Consider the following 19,118-nt stretch of genomic DNA (forward strand, 5'->3'; position numbering starts at 1 on the left):
GGAGACAGAGCAGGTGCCGAACGTGGTAGGGCTCGCAGCAACGTCGTTGAACCGGACGGCGTTGGTCTTCGGCGATCGGCGACTGTCGCAACGCGAGTTCGCCGGACGTGTCAGCGTGCTCGCACGTCAGCTGATCACCGAGGGCGTCGGGCCCGACGTGGCCGTCGCCGTCGTGATGCCTCGTTCAGTGGAACTCCTCGTCGCCATCCACGCGGTCACCGCAGCGGGCGGCCACTACATGCCGGTCGACACCGACGCGCCGGCCGACCGCGTGGAGTACATGCTGTCCACATCCGCGGCGAAGATCGCCCTGGTCAAAGCGGGCGCCGTGCTCCCCGCGGGCCTCGGGGCGGTGCAACTCGTCGAGGTGGATGCCGACACGGCCGTCGACCTCGACTCGGCGACCGCCGCACCGGTCACCGACGCCGACCGCATCAGCCCGCTGCGTGGTGATCACGCCGCGTACACCCTGTTCACCTCGGGATCGACGGGACGTCCCAAGGGCGTGACGGTCTCGCATCGCGCGATCGTCAACCGCCTCGAATGGATGCGCGACTGGTACTCCCTCGACGCGACCGACGTGTTCCTGCAGAAGACACCGGTCACGTTCGACGTGTCGGTGTGGGAGCTGTTCCTGCCGTTCACCGTCGGCGCGACACTGGTGGTAGCCGAACCCGACCGCCACGGCGATCCCTCGTACATCGCGGACGTGATCGAGTCGAAGAGCGTCACCGCGATTCACTTCGTGCCGTCGATGCTCTCGGCATTCGCCGATGTGCTCGGCGAGAGGCTGACCGACCTCACGTCTCTTCGGGTCCTGTTCACCTCGGGAGAAGCCCTCACCACAGCCGTCTCCAGGGCCGTGCTGACGGCCCTCCCGCAGCTCGAACTGCACAACCTGTACGGGCCGACCGAGGCCGCCGTCGACGTGACCGCACAGCAGGTCACCGTCGACGACCCGACCGTCCCCATCGGCGTTCCCGTTCCGCACACCAGCACATTCGTCCTCGACCCGCGGCTCCAGCTGGTGCCGCGCGGTGTCCCCGGTGAGCTGTACCTCGGCGGAGTGCAGCTCGCACGTGGTTACGCGGCACGACCCGACCTCACCGCCGAACGGTTCGTCGCCGACCCGTTCGGCGAGCCGGGCGACCGCCTGTACCGAACCGGCGATCTGGTCCGCTGGAACTCCGCGGGACGGATCGAATACCTCGGCCGCACCGACTTCCAGGTGAAACTTCGCGGCCAGCGACTCGAACTCGGCGAGATCGAGGCCGTCGTGTCGTCCGCGCCCGGGGTGGTGCACGCCGCAGCGTCTGTCGCGAAACTCCCCGCGGGCGACCAACTCGTCGCGTACCTCGCTCCGCGAACCGTCGACGTCGACGCGGTCAAGGCCGTCGTCGCCGCGCGACTGCCCGAGTACATGCGTCCCACCGTCTGGATGACCCTCGACGAGATGCCACTGGGCAGTGCGGGCAAGGTCAACCGCCGGAAGCTGCCCGCACCCGAGCTGGTCGCCGCTGAACACGTCGAACCGGCCGAGGGCGTCGAGACACAGATCGCCCTCGTGTACGCGGCGGTGCTCGGCGCGGATCGAGTCAGCGCAGCCGAATCGTTCTTCGACCTCGGCGGAAACTCGCTCGCCGCCACTCGACTCGCAGCACGGATAGCAGCCGCTCTGGACGTCGATGTGACCGTCCGCGACGTCTTCGACGCACCGAGCGTCCGCGAGCTGGCAGCGGCGCTCTCCGGTCGCGGGCGCAGCGTGGAGGCACTGACCTCCCGCGAACGCCCACAACGGCTACCGCTGTCGACGGCGCAGCAGCGCATGTGGTTCATCAACCAGTTCGACACCGATTCCGCCGCCTACAACATCCCGATGGGACTCGCACTGAGCGGAGAGATCGATCTCCCCGCTCTCGGTGACGCACTCGGCGACGTGCTGGAGCGCCACGAGGTGTTGCGCACGATCTACCCGTCCGACACCGATGGACCGTTCCAACAGGTGCTCGGCGCAGATCAGGCGCGCGCCGCATTCGTGTGGGCGGAGTCCGCAGACCTCGACGGGCTCGTCGAATCGGCGTCACGCGGTTTCGACGTCAGTGCCGACCTCCCGATCCGCGGCGCCTTCCGGCAAACCGAGACCGGCGCCGACTTGGTGATCACGGCGCACCACATCGCGTTCGACGGCGAGTCGACGCCGGTGTTCGTCCGTGACCTCCTGGCGGCCTACCTGCGGCGAACCGGTGCCGCTGCGGAGCCCCAGCCGCCGTTGGACGTGCAGTACGCCGACTTCGCGCTCTGGCAGCGCGACGTGCTCGGCAGCTCCGACGACGTCACCTCCCCGTTGGGGAGGCAGACGGCATACTGGCGCGAACAGCTCGTCGACCTGCCCGCCGTCACCGATCTCCCGATGGACCGCTCCCGCCCGGCCGTGCTCGACACGGCGGGCGCCGTCCTGAGCGTCGACGTCGACGAGGCGCTCGCAGCAGGCGTCGACCGACTCGCACGTGCGCACGGCGCCACCGGATTCATGGTCACGCACGCAGCGTTGGCCATCACCGTCGCCCGACTCGCCTCCACGACGGACGTCGTGATCGGTTCACCCATCGCCGGCCGCACCGACGCCGCCCTCGACGACCTCGTCGGCATGTTCGTCAACACCCTCGTCCTGCGCACCCCAGTCGACTCCGCACAGACCGTCGCCGACTTCCTCGACGAGGTGCGCAGCGTCGACCTCGACGCCTTCGCCAACGCCGACGTCCAGTTCGACGACCTCATCGACGATCTGGCGCCGGAACGGTCCACCTCGCACCAGCCGCTCGTGCAGATCGCGTTCACCCACACGGCCGCGAACAATCGGGCCGATCTCGGCCCCATCGAACTCCCCGGACTGACCGCGTCCCCATTGAGCACCGCAGAGGCGTTCGCGAAGTTCGACCTCACCGTGGCGGTGTCCGAGGCGACTGCGGAACGTCCGATGCGGGCCGACTTCCTGTACGCCACCACGCTCTTCGACGAAGCGACCGTCGCGCTGATCGCCGACGCCTGGGTACAGGTGATCGCGGCGATGATCACCGACGCGGCGATCGCGACCGGCGACATCGACCTCGTCGGAACACCTCGCGTGGTGAAGTCGCGCAATTCCGTCGGCGGCACCACTCCGGCGATCGACGGTGGCGCCAGCGTGCCGGCACCGCTTCCCGACCGCCTCGCCGCACGTCATGTCGATCCGAGCCACCCGGCGCTGATCTGCGACGGCCAGACCGTCTCGTACGGCGAGTTCGATCAACGCACAGACGCCGTCGCGCGCACCCTGATCGGTCGGGGAGTGCGTCCCGACGACGTTGTCGCGGTCGGCCTCGAACGCTCGATCGCCTCCGTCGTCGCAGTGTTCGGCGTCATCAAATCCGGTGCCGCGTATGTGCCGATCGACCCGGCGTACCCCCAGGATCGCATCGACTACATGGTCTCCGACTCCGGTGTGCGCCTCGGCCTCACCGACGCCGCTACCCGCCCCCGCCTCGGGGAAGGCGACTGCGAGTGGATCGACGTCGACTCCCTCGCAACCGGCTCGTCGAGTGCGACCGCGACGCTTCCCGTCACGGCCGTCTCCGTCGACAATCTCGCCTATCTCGTCTACACGTCCGGATCCACGGGCCGACCCAAAGCCGTCGGCGTGAGCCACCGGGGTATGGCGAACTTCATCGACCAGTTCCGCGAGGTCAGCGGGACTCCCGCCGACGCGCCCGACACACGTGTCCTCCACGTCGCATCACCCAGCTTCGACGCATCGGTACTCGAGATGATGTGGTCGATCGGGCTCGGCCACACCCTGGTGATCGCTCCCGCCTCCGAGTACGCCGGCGACGCACTCGGCCGCGTCCTCGACCGCGACGCCGTCACGGACACCCTCATCACTCCCACGGTCCTCGCCACCGTCGACCCGGCGCGCGGTCGAACCATCCGCAACCTGGTGACCGGCGGTGAGGCGTGCCCGCCCGAACTCATCAACCGCTGGACCACACCGACCGGCGCGACCCGCACCACACCGACCGGCGCGACCCGCACCATGTACAACTTCTACGGCCCGTCCGAGGCCACGGTCTGGTCGTTGACCGGTGTCTCGGTTCCGGGGCAGCCGGTCACCATCGGACATCCGGTCCGCGGGTTCGCCGCGTACGTCCTCGACAACCGCCTGCATCAGGTGCCCCGCGGAGTGGTCGGGGAACTGTATCTCGCATCCGACGACTCTCTTGCTCGCGGCTACCTCGGACGACCGGGTCAGACGTCGGGCGCATTCGTCGCCGACCCGTTCTCGAGCACCCCGGGTGCGCGGATGTACGCCACCGGCGACCTCGTACGCGTGAACAGCCGGGGAGAGGTCGAGTTCGCGGGCCGCGCCGACCACCAGGTCAAGATCAACGGTCAACGTGTTGAACTCGGCGAGATCGAAGCGGTCCTGCAGTCGCTTCCGACGGTCGACTCGACAGTCGTCATCGGCGCGAAGGACGTCTCCGGCCGCAGCAGGCTCGTCGCCTACCTCGTTCCGGCCGCAGGCCAGACGATCGACACCGGCGCGGTGCTCGCCGAGGCCGGACACCGGCTCGCCGCTCACATGGTTCCGCACGTGGCCGTCGTCCTCGACGAACTGCCTCTGACCCCGGGCGGCAAGCTCGACCGTCGCGCGCTGTCAGTGCGCGCCCCCGACGAACTCGACGGGGTCCTCGGCGGCGACAACGACATCGTCGCCCCCGCCTCCGCTGCCGAAGAGGCGCTGGCGGCGATCGTCTCGGGCCTGCTCGGACGGGACCGCGTCGGTGTCACCGACTCGTTCTTCGGCATGGGCGGCGACTCGATCATGTCGATCCAGCTCGCGTCCGCAGCCCGAGCGGCAGGCATCGAGCTGACGCCCCGTGAGATCTTCGAACACAAGACTGTTCGCGGGATGGCACGTGCCGCAGCCGCAGGCGCGATCCGACTCCCCATGATCGACGAGCCGGGCGGCACCCCGACCGGCTCGATGCCGCTGCCGCCCATCGTGTCGTGGCTGATCGACGCGTCACCGACACCGACAGACTTGAACGACTTCAATCAGGCGATGGTCCTGACCGCGCCAGACGGCCTCACCGTCGACCGCCTGGCGGCAGTGCTCGGCGCGGTCGTCGACGCACACCCCATGCTGTCGGCTGTCCTCGAACGCGGAGTCGACGGGCACTGGACCCTCACCGCGGGAGGCCCGTTCGACCCCGCGTCCGCGGTGTCCACCGCCGACGACATCGTGGCCGCGCACGCAGCCGACGCGTCCCGTCTCGACCCGTCCGCCGGGGCGATGGTCCGGGCGAGCATCGTCGGCGACCGAGTCGTCCTCACCGTCCATCACCTCGCCGTCGACGCCGTGTCCTGGCCGATCCTCATCGAGGACCTCGTCACCGCATGGGCGCAGCACTCCACATCACAGCCCGTCAGTCTCCGCTCCGAGGTGTCGTCGGCTCGTGCATGGGCGACGGCCCTCGACGCACACGCCGCAGACCGCGCCGGCGAACTCGACTACTGGCTGGCACGTTCCCCGCACACGGCGAACCCGCTCGACTCCGCTCGCGGAGCGGGCCGCGGCGTCGAGAAGGGCGCCTACTCGGCCACCGAATCATTGGTGCACCGGGTGGAGCCCGCCATCGCCGCACCGCTGGTCTCCGAGGTCCCCGACGCCTTCGGCGGCGCGACGACCGACGTGCTGCTGGCGGCGCTCGCGACGGCGGTCCGCGACTGGCAGACCGCCGTCGGCATCTCCGACGACGGTCCCGTCGCGATCCTGTCCGAGGGCCACGGCCGGTATGAGGACGTGCTCGCCGACGCCGAGAAACCGACCCGGGCCGACCTGTCGCGCACCGTTGGATGGTTCACCACGATCGCACCGATCCTCGTCGACCCGGCACTGGATCCGGTGCACGCGGTGAAGGCGGTCAAGGAGGAGCGACTCGCCCAGCCGGGACACGGCGTGGGGTACGGACTGCTGCGCTACCGAGCGTCCACTGAACTGTCGACACGGCCGCTCCCGTCGATCGCGTTCAACTACCTCGGCGGATCGGGAACAGTCGTCGACGGACCCGAGCTCGCCGAGTCGGCGCAGGACGTCGGCTTCCTGCCCGCCCCCGATGCGCCGTTCCTCCCGTCGGTCATCGACAGCGGGCTGGAAGCGATGGCGCCCCTGGTCATCAACGCCTCGACCGTCGCAGGCCCGGACGGGCCCACCCTGTCGGCGGACTTCCGGTACAGCCCGACGATCCTGTCCGGCGACGACGTCAGGCAGATTACCGAGAACTGGACGCGCACGCTCGCCGAGATCGTGGCGGCCTCCCGCACTGACGTCGGGCTCTCTCCGTCCGATGTCCCCGGCAGCGGTGTCACCCAGACAGACCTCGACACCATCAGCGCGGCACACCCCGGATGTGACATCTGGCCGCTCACGCCGCTGCAGCGCGGACTCTACTTCCAGTCGCAGCTGGCAGGGGCGGACGCCGTCGACGTGTACGTGACGCAGGCGGTGCTGCATCTCGACGGCGACGTGGACACCGATCGGTTGCACCGCGCGACGAACGATCTGTTGGCGCACCACCGGTCGTTGCGGTCGGCGTTCGTCCAGACGTCGAGCGGAGCCGTCGTGGCGGTGGTTCCAGAATGCGTCGACGTCCCGTGGCGAGTGGTCGAGGTCGACGACTCGGCGCAGACCGCGCACATCGCCGCCGCCGAGAAGCTCGTGCCGTTCGACATGTCGGTCGCACCACTGCTTCGGGTGGTGCTCGTCGGCCACCCGGACGGCGCGAGTGTGGTCATCACGAACCATCACATCCTGTTCGACGGCTGGTCGGGCCCACTGGTGATGGCGGATCTGCTCGCGCTCTATGCGACGGGCGCGGCGTACACCGGTCTCGCCGGGTCGTCCGGCTACGACTTCGCCGATTACGCCCGGCGGGTCGGCAGGGCCGACCACGAAGTCGGCCTCGACGCGTGGCGCGACGTGCTCGCACCGATCGCCGAACCGACCCTCGTCGCCGCACAGGTGGAGGCAACTGCCGACACGATGCCGCGGGACCTGCGGGTACCGCTGGGCGCCGACCTCACCGAGGCGATCGAAGGACTGTCACGCCGCAGCGGTGCGACGGTGTCGACCGTCCTGCAGTTCGCCTGGGCGCTGCTGGTCTCGCGGTACACGGGCAACCGGATCGTGACGTTCGGCGAGACGGTGTCGGGCCGCCCCGCGGATCTCGACGGTGTCGAGTCGATGGTCGGCCTGTTCATCAACACGCTGCCCGCCGTCGTCGACGTCGACCCGAACGCTCAGGCCGTCGACGTCCTCGCCGCGCTGCAAGCGGACAAGGTCAAGGTCCTCGATCACCAGCACATCGGCCTGCCCGAGCTGACCGCGCTCACCGGACTGCCGACGCTGTTCGACACGTTGACGGTGTACGAGTCGTATCCCGTCGACACCGACAGCCTGGAGAGCGCCGACACCGAGTCGATGGGCGCAGGCCTGACGATCCGCGGCGCGGAGGTCACCGACGCGACGCACTACCCGCTGAACCTGGGGGCGGCGCCGACCGCCGACGGCATCCTGCTGACCCTCAAGTACATGCCTGCCGCGTTCAGCGACGGACAGGCGCAGGTGTTCGCGGACGCGCTCGGACAGATCCTGACGGTGATCGCAGCCGACCCCGAGCGCCGCGTGGGCGACATCCCGCTCGTCGCGCATGAGTCGCTGGCGGGCGCCGTGCTGCCCCCGCCGGCGGACGCGGTGAGCCCGGCTCGGTTCGTCGACATGCTCGCCGCCCGCGACCTGGACCCGGCACATCCTGCGATCATCGCGGGCGACGAGGTGATCTCCTATGCCGAGTTCGAGGCGCGCACCAACCGGGTCGCGCGCCGTCTCATCGCCGAGGGGGTCGGCGCGGGCGACGTCGTCGCCGTTGTCATCGACAGGTCCGTCGAATCAGTGACTGCGGTGTGGGGTGCGGTCAAGACCGGCGCGGCGTTCGTCGCGATCGACCCGACGCACCCGGACGAGCGCATCGCAGGCATGCTCGACGACACCCGATCACCGATCGGTATCACGGTCCCCGGCCACGTCGACCGGTTGTCGGGATTCGACACGCGGTGGCTGCTCGTCGACGACCTCGCCGCGTCCGGTGTCGGCGAGGACGACGTGACCGACGCCGAACGCAACGGAATCGTCCACCTAGACGATCTCGCGTACCTGATCTTCACATCGGGCACGACCGGCCGACCGAAGGCCGCCTCGAACATCAACCGAGGTCTGGCGACTCTCGCCGACCGGCTCGCTCAGATCACCGGGACACGCACCGACCACGAGCACACGCGGATCCTGCATCTGTCGTCGCCGAGCTTCGACGCCTCGTTCTTCGAGATGATCTGGGCACTCGGCGCCGGTCACACGATGGTCGTCTCACCCGCGTCCGACTACGCGGGCCCGGCACTCGACACGATTCTGCGGGAGCAGCGGATCACCGATCTCGTGTTGACTCCGTCGGTGCTCGCCACCTTGGACGTCGGGAACGCCGTCGAGCTTCGCAACCTCATCGTGTGCGGAGAGGCGTGCCCGCAGGAACTCGCCGACGAATGGACGTCGGCGGGCAAGAACATGTTCAACTTCTACGGGCCGTCCGAGGCGACCGTCATCTCGTCGACGGCGACCCTGCGGCCGGGCAAGCCGGTGAACATCGGCACCTCCGTGCGCGGGTTCACCGGGTACGTCCTCGACTCGCGCCTGCAGCCGGTGCCGCACGGGTTCGTCGGCGAGCTCTATCTCTCGGCGCCCGCCGGCCTCGGCCGGGGTTACCTGCGCCGACACGGACTGACCGCCGAGCGGTTCGTCGCCGATCCGTTCGCAGGCGACGGCGGCCGCATGTACGCGACAGGCGACCTCGTGCGGATCAATGACGCCGCCGAACTCGAGTTCGCGGGGCGCGCAGACTTCCAGGTGAAGATCGCGGGCCAGCGCATCGAGCTGGGGGAGATCGAGACCGTGCTGCGTGAGCAGCCCGGTGTGGTGTCCGCGGTGGTCGTGGGTGTCGGGGAGCCCGCGAACGCACTGGCCGCGTATGTTGTGGGCGCCGACCTGACGGTCGACGACCTGCGCACGGCGGCACGTCATCGACTGCCCGCGTTCATGGTGCCTGCGAGCATCATGGTGATCGACGAGATCCCGATCAACAACGTCGGCAAGCTCGACCGTCGTGCGCTCCCCGCACCCGAGTTCGCCGACGCCGAGTACGTCGCGCCGACAACACCGGACGAGGAGACGGTGGCCGCGGTGTTCGCCGACGTCCTCGGGACCGACCTGGTGAGCGTCACCGCGTCGTTCTTCGACCTCGGCGGCAACTCGCTGTCGGCGACCCGTCTGGTCGCTCGGGTGTCGGAGGCTCTCGGCGTCGACGTGTCGGTGCGCGACGTGTTCGGCTCTCCGAGCGTTCGCGACCTGGTGGCAGAGGTATCGGGCAACCGAGCCGCACTCGAGGCGATCACCGCCGTCCATCCGCGACCCGAGCGGATTCCGGTCTCGTTCGCGCAGCAGCGCATGTGGTTCATCAACCAGCTTCAGCCGGATGCCGCGACGTACAACGTGCCCGCCGTGGTCTCGCTGTCGGGGCCGCTCGACGCGGAGGCGCTGCACGCTGCGCTGCTCGACGTGATCGGCCGACACGAAGTGCTGCGGACTTCGTTCCCGTCTGACGACGGGGTGCCGTTCCAGCAGGTGCACGACATCGCGACCGCGAAGGAGATGCTCGACTGGAGGGTCGTCACCGACACCTCCGAGGTGGAGCGCGTCGTCACCGCAGGGTTCGACCTCGCGCGAGGTCTCCCGATCCGTGGACGTCTCCTCACCACCGGAGACGACGAGCACGTGCTCGCGCTCGTCGCACACCACATCGCCGCCGACGGCGAATCGGTGCGGCCGCTCGTCGCCGACCTGATCTCGGCGTACGCGGCCCGGTCGGAGAATCGTGCCCCGGTGTTCGTCCCGCTCGACGTGCAGTACGCCGACTTCGCACTGTGGCAACACCGCGTGCTGGGAAGCCCGGACGATCCGCGTTCGGTTCTCGGCGGGGAACTGGCGTACTGGACCGATCGGCTCGCGGGCCTGCCCGATGTGCTGCGTCTCCCGACCGACCGTCCTCGCCCCGAGGTCGCGTCTCATCGAGGCGCGACGGTCCCGCTGCGCGTTCCCGCCGACGTCGCCGCGCGGGTGGCCGACTTCGCAGCCCAGCGGTCGGTCACTCCGTTCATGGTCATTCACACCGCGCTGGCCGCGGTGCTCGCGAGGTTGTCCGGAGAGTGCGACGTCGCCATCGCGACACCCACCGCGGGCCGAGGCCGGCGTGAGATCGATCCTCTCGTCGGCATGTTCGTGAACACGCTCGTCCTGCGGACGACGATGGATCCCGACGACTCGTTCGACGGCCTTCTGACGCGTGCACGGGCTGCCGACGTCGACGCGTTCGCTCACGCGACAGTGCCCTTCGAGGCGATCGTCGAGGCGGTGAATCCGACACGGTCGGAGGCGTTCTCGCCGCTGGCCCAGGTGATTCTGTCGTTCGGCGACAGCGGTGACAGCGGCCCGGTCGAGCTCGGAGACTTGACGGTCCGACCCGTCGACGCTCCGGAGAAGCCCGCCCAGTTCGACCTCGCTTTTGAGCTCGCGGCAGGCTCGGGCGACTGGACTGGCTCGCTCATCTATGCGACAGAGTTGTTCGACGCTTCGACCGTCGCACGATTCGCGGACATGTTCGTCACCGCCCTCGACGCCGGAGTGACCGCGCCGTCGACTCCGGTGTCGGCGCTTGTGCTCGGCGACGGCCCGGCCGACCTGCCTGCGCCGAACGTGGACACCGTGAACGCCGGGCGCAGTCTGGTGAACCTCTTCGCGGACACCGTCGCCGAGCACGGTTCGAACAGCGCGGTCTCGGACGGCGCCCGGGCATTGGACTACACGGAGTTGAATGCTCGGTCGTCGGCGATCGCCGCATCGCTGCAGCACACCGGGGTCCTCCCGGGCGACCTGGTGGCCGTCGCCACCGACCGCAGCGTCGATCTCGCCTCGTCGATCCTCGGTGTCCTCAAGGTCGGCGCGGGCTACCTCCCGTTGGACACGTCGAATCCGGAGGATCGCCTGCGGTTCATCGTCGAAGACGCGATGCCGTCGGCGGTGATCGTCGACGCCTCCACCGCCGGACTCGGTCTGTGGTCGTCGCTGCCGCCGCAGGTGGCCGTCGTCACCGTCGACGACCTCGTCGAACGGGGGACCGGCGCAGACGTCGATCCACCGTCGATCCAGCCGGACGCACGTGCCTACGTGATCTACACGTCGGGGTCCACCGGCCGTCCCAAGGGCGTCGAGGTGACGCATCGCGACGTCGTGACATTGATGGATTCGGCCGCGGACGACTTCGTGTTCGAGTCGACGCACGTGTGGACCATGTTCCATTCGTACGCGTTCGACTTCTCGGTCTGGGAGCTGTGGGGGCCGCTGCTGACGGGCGGCCGACTGGTTGTCGTCGATCGACTGCTCGCACGTGATCCCGGAGCCTTCGTGCGGTTCTGTGCGGACGAGTCGGTGACGGTGCTGTCGTTGACCCCGTCGGCGTTCTACCAGTTCGCTCAGGCGCGTCGCGATGTCGGCGACGTCGATCTGTCGTTGCGATACCTGGTGTTCGGCGGCGAGGAGCTGAACTTCGAGTACGTGCGTCGCTGGTTCGACGACTTCCCCGCCGGTTCCCCGAGCGGAGTCGAGGGGCCGGTGCTGGTGAACATGTACGGAATCACTGAGACGACGGTGCATGTGACGTTCCGTGAGCTCGACCCGGCGACTGTGCGAGCGGACGACGCGAGCTTCGTCGGCAGGCCGCTCTCATCGTTGGGGCTGTGCGTTCTCGACTCCCATCTCCGACCGGTGCCCGACGGTGTGGTCGGCGAGATGTACGTGACCGGAGGCCAGTTGGCCCAGGGCTACCTGAATCGTCCGGGCCTGTCGTCGGAGCGGTTCGTGGCCAACCCGTTCGGCCCTGCCGGGTCACGGATGTATCGAACCGGAGACCTCGCTCGTCGGGTGGGCGACGACATCGCCTACCTTGGGCGCGGCGACTCTCAGGTGCAGTTGCGCGGCTACCGGATCGAGTACGGCGAGATCGAAACCGCGATGGCGGCGGCCGACGGCGTGACCGGGGCTGCGGCGTCGGTGGTGGACATGCCCGGGCGCGGCGAGCAACTGATCGGGTACGTCGTGTCCGACGGGGTGGTCGACGCCGCCGCGATCAGGGTTGCAGTGGGCCGTGCCGTCCCCGCGTACATGGTGCCGGACGCGATCGTGGCTGTCGACGACTTGCCGCTGACCGCCAACGGAAAGCTCGACCGTGGTGCGCTGCCGGTTCCGAATGCGTCCGACGCGGTGACGGCGGTCGACTACGTGGCCCCGGCGAATCCGGTCGAGACCGCGATCGCAGAGGTGTTCGCGGACGTACTGGGCGTGGAGCGCGTCAGCGCGACGGCGTCGTTCTTCGACGTCGGCGGAAACTCGTTGTCGGCCACCCGCGTCCGGTCGCGGTTGAGTGAGCGCAACGGGCTGGTCGTGGAACTGGCATGGCTGTTCAGCGATCCGACGCCACGTGACCTCGCTCGTCGGCTGCAGGAGGGCGGAGCGGAGGCGAACGACGTCGTGATCGCGCTGCGCAGCGATGGTTCGAAGGCTCCGCTGTTCTGCGTCCATCCCGCCGGGGGTCTGGCGTGGTTCTACGGAGGTCTGCTGCCATATCTGCCAGACCGGCCGGTGTACGGCCTGCAGGATCCTCACGTCGTGGCGGGGGAGGACTTGTTCACCGACATCGCGGAGCTCGCGGACCGCTACGTCGACGAGATCCGTGCTGTGCAGCCCGAGGGTCCGTACAACATCCTCGGTTGGTCCATCGGAGGTGTCATCGCGTTCGCGATGGCCAACAGGCTCGAGCGCGAGGGCGAGAGCGTCGGCTATCTCGGTGTGATGGACGCTCAGCCGGACGATCCGGAGTCGATCGCGGCTGCGGTTCAGGCACGAGCCGAGCGGACCGGCGCTGATGCGGACGAGATGGCGACCGACGAGGTGATGGACGTTCTCGGCGGGTGGCGCACTCTGTTCGATCTTGACGACGACGTCACCGCGGAGAGCACGGAGGACCTGACCGAGTTGATCCGTTCGCAGATCGCGGGCATGGGTCTTTTCGGGGAAGGGCAGGTCGAGGCGATCATGGACAGCTTCGCCTCGGCGCCGGACCTCGCGGTCACACTCCGTCCCGAGCCGTTCGCCGGGCGGGTCCAGGTGTTCGTTGCAACAGCCGACAAGGCCGATCCGGAGAGCGTCGCCGGCGCCTGGGCGCCGCACGTCGAAGGCGTCGACGCTCACTACGTTCAGACCCACCATCTCGGGATGACCGACGCTGAGTCGCTCGCCGTGATCGGCCCGGTGATCGATAGGGCGCTCGAGTGACCTGACAACCAACGGCCCGCGGGTCGGACAGTGATTTACTAGAAAGCAGTGACGGTCGATCCGACGGACGACCGAGTGACGCGCATCAGCGCAGGAGGAAGGACTGGCAATGACCAACCCGTTCGACGACGAAGACGGCCGTTTCTACGTTCTGGTGAACGCCGAGAACCAGCATTCGCTGTGGCCCACCTTCGCGGACATCCCCGCAGGATGGACCAAGGTGTTCGGCGAGGATTCGCGTGCGGCGTGCCTCGAGTACGTCGAGACCAATTGGACGGACCTGCGCCCGCAGAGCTTGATCGACGCCATGAATAGCGACAAGTCAAGCTGAGTGTTACCTCATCTTTCAATGTGTGATGGACATCTCACTTCAATAACGAACCGGCGACACGCTAGCTAACTGCAACATTTCCGCTGGTCACGTGGTCCACTGGAATCTGACAACGGTGACGGCACGAATGGTGGGCGAATTGGGCACAGAAACGACCTAGCTCCTACTGGCGAGTTAAGTTACGCTTTCGTAGGAGGGCGAAACAACGTTCTACCAGCCAGAACGGTTAGCAAGGACTAACCGAATCAACGGAGGACCGAGCGATGAGCACGATCGCACAGAGTGGCCGCGACCAGTGGATTGCCGACCTCTGCGTGCACCTCGCCGATCGTGCCGAGACCGCAGGCTGGATGGTTGCTGTGCGTCACGCAGGCGACTCGGTGACCTTCGATGCGCTGACCGTTTCCCTGAACGACTACCGGCGTGTCGTCGGCACCCAGGGCATGTCCCTCGAGAGCGCCCTGACGGCGGCTCTCTGCACCGCGCTGCCCGGACTCGTCGCCCTCGAGCCTGCCGAGCAGGCGCGTGCCCTCACCGAGATCGTGGGATGGCTCGGACGCGACGTCCCCGAGCCCACCGTCGGACGTCCCGCGCTCCGCTCGGTCTCCTAGACCCGGCCAGGAGTAACTGCTCCGTCGCCCCGAGTCGCGTGAAAGTATGGGGCGATGACCCGCACAGCGCCTCAGGCGGAGCCCCGGCTGCGGGTGCCGCAACTGCGGCCTACGGGACGTACGGCGTCGGAGACTCTTCAAACAGTCGGTGCCGGCATGGTTGGCGGCGGCTACCTGTTCTATGTGTTCGCTGCGGCGGGTTCCCTCACGGCTTTCGGTGACCTTGTCGACCCCTGGTGGCTGCCGCTCAGCATCGTCTCGGTGGTGGCCAGCGGACTCGCTCTGATCGCTGTCGCCGTCGCAGCTCGCCCCGATCTGCTCGGGCGCGTCGCCATCGGGTGCGCGGTCGCCTACCTTCTGATCATCGGATCGTGGTTCGTCGCCTGGAACGACCGCACCGTCGAACTCGACTCGGGCAGTCAGACGATCGTCGTCTGGATCAGCATGCTGCCCGAACTCGCCAGCATCTCGCTCATGATCGGTCGTCGCCCGGTGCTCGCGGTCGCCAACCTGATAGTGGCCGTCGCGCTCAGCGAAGCGACCTCCGCGCTCGCGTGGACCGGTCAAGTCGACTACCGGTTCTGGACCCAGGCGTTCTGGTCGATCGCCTTCGGCGGCGTGTACCTGATGCTGACCGCCGCCGCCGTCATCTTTGCGCAACGACTCGACACGGCCCGCGCCGCCACCATCACCACCGCCAGAGACAGAGCGAACGAGGACCTCCACGACGTCGACCGCAGGCGACTGGACGCGTTGGTCCACGATCGGATCATCGCATTCCTCCTCGCCTTGCGACCGGGAGACCCCGAGCCGTCGCTGCGAGCGGCTGCCAGTGGGGTGATCGACGAACTCGACCACTGGTGGGATCCGACCGCGGGGCAGTCCGATCTCCTCGACGGTCGGGAGTTCATCCAACGCATCCGCACCACGGCGGCATCACTGGGCGACGCGGTGACTGTGCGCGGTGACCTCGATCCGAACAGTGCCGCGCAGTTCGACGCCGAAGTGACCCAGGCGCTTCTGGACGCCACGGCCGAGGCGATCCGAAACTTCTACCGCCACGCAGGCTCCGACGCGTCATGCGTTGTCATCGCGGCGGTGTCCGATGCGGCGATCGCAGTGACGATCGCCGACGACGGGGCAGGGTTCGATCCGTCGGCCACCCGGGCAGGCAGACTCGGCCTGTCGTTCGGCATCACCGGTCGCATGGCGTCGATCCGCGGCGGATCGAGCAGCATCGTCAGCGCATCTGGCCACGGGACCAGGGTTCGACTCCAGTGGGAGCGACAGTGACCGGCTCCGGTGATTTCCTCGAGAACCTTCCCGGCCGATGGATCGCAGGCGGCATCCTCGCGATCTACTTCGTCGCGCTCGGCGTTCGCACAGTAGTCAACGGCCGCCTCGCCGACTTCACCGCGGTGACCTGGGCCGGAACGACCCTTGCGTTCGTACTGCTCGCGATCGCGATGACAGTCACCGCCAGTTCGGCGACGTCGGCCCTCGCCGACTGGCAGGCAGGCGTGGTCTGCGGCGCGGTGGTCATCGCGGTGGCCGCGGTGTGGGGATCGGCAGCGCTCCTCGGCTCCGAGGCGCTCGGCCCCTTCCAGACGATGCTGTCGACGGCCACCATCGTGCTCGTGGTGTTTATGATGCGGGGCAGGCTCCTGCTCGCGTGGGTCGTCGTCGCCGTCAACACGGTGATCGGTGTGATCGTGGGTCCGCTCACCGGGTCGCCGACATGGCTGAACGCAGTTCTCCCGCGCGCCAGTTTCACCATGCTGTTCATCGCGACAGGCGCCGCGCTGCTCCTCGCACCGCAGGTTGCCGAACTTCACGCGCTGTCGGCCCGCCGACGAGCCGATCGCAAGGGAGTCGACGACGTCCGCGAGGACATCGCCGCCCGAGACGTCCGCATCCGGCGCATCGACGCCCGCGTCCGACCGTTGCTCACCAAGGTCGTCGACGGTCACCCGGTGACCGACGACGACGTCACCGACGCGCGTCTCATCGAGGCCCGTCTGCGCGACGGCATTCGTGGCCGGGCGCTTGATGTGCCGCGTGTGCGCCGAGCGGTGTGGGACGCCCGCCGTAGCGGAGTGTCGGTGACCGTCCTCGACGACGGCGGCTTGACCGAACTCGACACCGCGCGCGCTGACGCGGTCGTGGACGCGGCAGCGCTTGTGCTCGAAGAGGAACTCGCCGGACTGTCCGGAGGCGACGTCGTCGCCCGGATCGCACCGCCCGGCCGTGATCCGATAGCCACCGTCGGTGTGGTCTCGGGAAGCGTTCGCCGCCGAATCGAACTGACTGTCGACGGTCGGATCCACCGCGTGGTGCAGTCGTGAACGTCTACCGGATGCGGCGTGCCGCGGCGCTCACCGTGTCGATCAGCACCCTCCTCGTACCGTTCATGTCGATCGTTCCGGCGATCATCGCAGGCAAGGGCGTGACAGAGGCATGGTGGACGCCGACGTCGTTTGTGCTGATACTCGGCGCCGCGATCATCATGCTGATCGCCGCGGTCCCCGAATCGGGTCGGTCACACGCGCTGTTCCGGTCTGCGGTTGTGCTGGCGGCGGCCAACGTGGCCGCTCTCATGCTGTGGTTTCCCGCATGGACACATCTGGACTACACCGGATTCGGCTCACCGCCGGTGTGGTCGGCGAACACCGTCGTCCTGCCCGCGGTGGCGCTGGCGACACTGGTTCCCATCCGCTGGGCGGCCGCCTACACGGTGGTCGGGCTCGGCATGCTGGCCGTCGCTCAGCAGCGGGCCGGGTTCGGCGGTCACGGCGCCGACGCGTACTTCAACCAGATGATGACCGCATCCCTGATGGCGGTTTTCCTCGCGATGCTCGGGACCGCCATGGGCATCGCACGCACCGTCGACGCGACTCGAGCGGTCGTCCTCACCGAGAGTGTCGCGGCCGCCGCGAGCGCCGCGCGAGTCGACGAACGACGACGTCTCGACGTGGTCCTGCGCGACAAAGTGATCGCCGTGCTCCGCGACATAGCGCCGGGCACCCCGGACGACCGTCATCAACGGCAGGCTCGTGCAGTGCTCGATGAACTCGACGGCGCGGACGTCGACCCACTGGCCGCGGGGATGGTGACGCCCTCGGACGCAGTCGTTCAATTGAGAGAAGCCGTCATCGCCTTCGGCGATCACCTGCTGGTGTCCGTGGAGGCGACCGACGACGCCGCCGATCTACCGGTGTCCGTCGTCGACGCCGTCGGCGCGGCGCTCGTCGAAGCAGTCGGGAACTCGGTGGTCCACGCCGGGCCGCGAGCGTCGACCGCCGTCGTCGGGCTCATCTCCGGGTCGGGAGTGCGGGTCCGGGTAGTCGACGACGGGTGCGGCTTCGATCCCGATCGCATCGCTCCTGACCGATCGGGGATCGTGCTCGGCATTCAGCAGCGGATGGATCTGCTCCCCGGGGGTGCCGCAGTGGTCGACGCAGCACCGCTCGACGGGACGATGGTGTCCCTGGAATGGAGCCGACAGTGACCGGCGCCGAGACAGTGCAGATCCCCGTCATGTTCGGTCTGCGGACCCGGCGTCTGCGGGTGATGCTGGTCTTTCTGCTCGGCGCCTGCGCGATCACCCGGATGACGGCGTTCGGCGACCCTCGTCAAGGATGGCAGTGGCTTCTCGAGGGCGTGGGCGCCGTCGCGTTGTGGGCGAGCGTGTTCACGGTGGTCCGCGGAGACGAGGACCCGCTGCCGCCCGCGGAGACCGCCGCGGTCGCGGTGTTGGCCACCGGAGGGCTCGGTGCGGCGTGGTGGGCCACCCCCGAGGGTGCGGGCTTGTGGGTGCAGCCCGGCGCACCGCTTGTCGTCTTCGCCGTCGTCGCGGGGCTCCTCTCACTGCGTGGGCGCTCGCGCACCGCGTGGGGAAGCAGCGTCGTCGCGGTGGCGATGGCTGCAGTGTGGTCGCTGCAGCACGGTGGGACGCTCGTCGCGGGAGGCCAGTTGACGTTGCGGATCGCGGTGTCGTTGTTGCCGTCGACGCTGATGGCCGTCCTGATCCGACCGATGCTGCATCTGACTGCGGTTCTGGAGGCTCGCCGCGCTCAGACGATGCACGCGATGGCCGTCACCAGCGCCACCGTCTCCGAGCGAGCCGACCAGCTCGAGCAGTTCGACGCCGAGGTGCGTCCGTTCGTCCAGCGTGTGGCGGACGGGGAGATATTCGACGAGGAGTCGGCGGCCCGTGCTCGACTGCTGGAGGAGGACCTTCGCGACTCCGTCCGCGGCCGCGGCTGGCATTCTGCGCTCACGCGGGAATGCCTGGCCGACGCCCGTCTGCGTGGTATCGCGGTCCGCGTGTTCGATGACAGCTCAGACGGCGCGGTCCTCACTCCGGAGGATCTCGGGGTGCTGCGCAGCGGACTCGCCGGCGTCCTGGCGTCGGTCGAGAGCGGAGCGGTCACCGCCCGCATCCTGCCCTCGGGCCGAGGGTGCGTCGCCGTCATCACCACGGTCACCGTCGACGACATCCAGCGCATCGTGTGCAGTAGGGACGGCGGAAAGCTCCGGTGGACGGCGGGGGAGGTCGTCGCGTTCGCCTGATGGTGAAACGGACTCGCCACATTCATCCGAAACGACGACGCGCCCTCACCCGGCATGGGTGAGGGCGCGTCGCGTC

Annotated in this window: 7 protein-coding genes; all 7 read left to right on the forward strand. The window is 68.5% G+C overall.

The window, feature by feature from the left end:
* Nucleotides 1-13: 13 nt before the first annotated feature.
* The 7 genes from WFK36_RS02095 to WFK36_RS02125 all read left to right on the forward strand — a co-directional run bounded on the left by WFK36_RS02095 (nucleotide 14) and on the right by WFK36_RS02125 (nucleotide 19,042).
* Nucleotides 14-13,528: a non-ribosomal peptide synthetase gene (locus WFK36_RS02095; RefSeq protein ID WP_336789255.1), complete on the forward strand. Its 13,515-nt coding sequence runs from the start codon at nucleotides 14-16 to the stop codon at nucleotides 13,526-13,528.
* A 109-nt stretch (nucleotides 13,529-13,637) separates the two neighbouring features.
* Nucleotides 13,638-13,859 (forward strand): MbtH family protein, encoded by a 222-nt coding sequence (locus WFK36_RS02100; RefSeq protein ID WP_008375990.1) that lies wholly within the window; start codon nucleotides 13,638-13,640, stop codon nucleotides 13,857-13,859.
* Nucleotides 13,860-14,122: 263 nt separating this feature from the next.
* Nucleotides 14,123-14,470 carry a hypothetical protein gene (locus WFK36_RS02105; protein ID WP_336789258.1) on the forward strand — a complete coding sequence of 116 codons (348 nt, stop codon included), beginning with the start codon at nucleotides 14,123-14,125 and terminating at the stop codon, nucleotides 14,468-14,470.
* A 54-nt stretch (nucleotides 14,471-14,524) separates the two neighbouring features.
* Nucleotides 14,525-15,763 (forward strand): sensor histidine kinase, encoded by a 1,239-nt coding sequence (locus tag WFK36_RS02110; RefSeq protein ID WP_336789260.1) that lies wholly within the window; start codon nucleotides 14,525-14,527, stop codon nucleotides 15,761-15,763.
* Complete coding sequence (locus tag WFK36_RS02115; RefSeq protein WP_336789262.1) at nucleotides 15,760-16,815, forward strand: hypothetical protein; 1,056 nt, start codon at nucleotides 15,760-15,762, stop codon at nucleotides 16,813-16,815. The genes WFK36_RS02110 and WFK36_RS02115 overlap by 4 nt, the downstream gene beginning before the upstream one ends.
* Nucleotides 16,812-17,978 (forward strand): sensor histidine kinase, encoded by a 1,167-nt coding sequence (locus tag WFK36_RS02120; protein WP_336789263.1) that lies wholly within the window; start codon nucleotides 16,812-16,814, stop codon nucleotides 17,976-17,978. Before WFK36_RS02115 ends, WFK36_RS02120 begins: the two co-directional genes overlap by 4 nt.
* Complete coding sequence (locus tag WFK36_RS02125; RefSeq protein ID WP_336789265.1) at nucleotides 17,963-19,042, forward strand: hypothetical protein; 1,080 nt, start codon at nucleotides 17,963-17,965, stop codon at nucleotides 19,040-19,042. Before WFK36_RS02120 ends, WFK36_RS02125 begins: the two co-directional genes overlap by 16 nt.
* The last annotated feature ends 76 nt before the right edge of the window (nucleotides 19,043-19,118 follow it).

Source organism: Gordonia malaquae (assembly GCF_037148075.1).
GTDB classification, from domain to species: Bacteria; Actinomycetota; Actinomycetes; order Mycobacteriales; family Mycobacteriaceae; genus Gordonia; species Gordonia malaquae.

Excerpts from the sequence above, each read along its gene's own strand:
- WFK36_RS02100 (WP_008375990.1), top strand. The coding sequence starts at position 13,638 with ATGACCAACCCGTTCGACGACGAAGACGGCCGTTTCTACGTTCTGGTG.
- WFK36_RS02105 (WP_336789258.1), top strand. The coding sequence starts at position 14,123 with ATGAGCACGATCGCACAGAGTGGCCGCGACCAGTGGATTGCCGACCTC.
- WFK36_RS02110 (WP_336789260.1), top strand. The coding sequence starts at position 14,525 with ATGACCCGCACAGCGCCTCAGGCGGAGCCCCGGCTGCGGGTGCCGCAA.
- WFK36_RS02125 (WP_336789265.1), top strand. The coding sequence starts at position 17,963 with ATGGAGCCGACAGTGACCGGCGCCGAGACAGTGCAGATCCCCGTCATG.